At 29.1% G+C, this 997-nt stretch carries 1 tRNA gene and 1 rRNA gene; both read right to left on the reverse strand.

What is annotated here, in order from left to right:
- Positions 1-804 precede the first annotated feature (804 nt).
- Positions 805-881 (reverse strand) — tRNA-Ile (locus tag KPL50_RS26545).
- Between the two features lie 7 nt (positions 882-888).
- Positions 889-997 (reverse strand): 5S ribosomal RNA (rrf, locus tag KPL50_RS26550); the annotation flags it as partial.

Raw genomic sequence — 997 nt, forward strand, 5'->3', positions numbered from 1 at the left:
CTCTCAATTTAAAAGTTTACACTTTTTATTTGAAATGAATAATCTGCGCCAACTGTTAAGCTGGTTAGCAAGCTCATTACATACTTTTTAGTCTTACGACTAAAATTACTTTTTTATCTAAAGTAATTAACTGGTCAAGCGAAATATTATTTCGCTATTTTACCTATTTCTCTGTTTAATTTTCAAAGACCAATTTGCTTTTATCATTACTCATTTGCAACGACAAGGAATATCTTATCATAACTATATACTTTTGTATTTAAACTAATATTTATATGATAACATTAGTGTTTATTTACTCTATATTACTCAAAAATGCTAACAATTAACTATACTGACACGCCTGAATAAGTGTACATATATTTCTTACTGATTTTCCTTTATAAAAAGAATCATTATTAAATTTTCAGCCCATCAATATTTGTTGATCCTTTGTCTTATTAATTAATTCTGTAGACTTTATCTTAAAGGCTTATAAGAATAATTTATGTTTTAAAAAAATAATCTACCTTCAAAAAACAAAGGGGATTAACATAAATATTTATGTCAATCCTCTTTCAATATATATAAGTAAATATATTTACTTATATATATTATATTTTACTATCATTTATAAAAAACATATTCACATTATCCACAGATATTCACATGATTTATGTTAATAAAAAAATATATTATACAACTTATATATAATACTGGTTTTAAAACTGAAACTCCCACACCTAAAGAGAATGGGCTTTCCGCACAAATTCATTGTAATAATTTATGAAAATAAAAAAACAGTTCAAATAGAACTGTTTTTTTTGGTGGACCTTCAGGGACTCGAACCCCGGACCGACCGGTTATGAGCCGGTAGCTCTAACCAGCTGAGCTAAAGATCCATTTTTTACCTGGCGACGACTTACTCTCCCACAAGGTCACCCCTGCAGTACCATTAGCGCATTGAAGCTTAACCTTCGTGTTCGGTATGGGAACGGGTGTTACCTTCATGCCATAA

This window comes from Clostridium sp. CF012, from assembly GCF_018861755.1.
Taxonomy (GTDB): Bacteria; Bacillota; Clostridia; order Clostridiales; family Clostridiaceae; genus Clostridium_AD.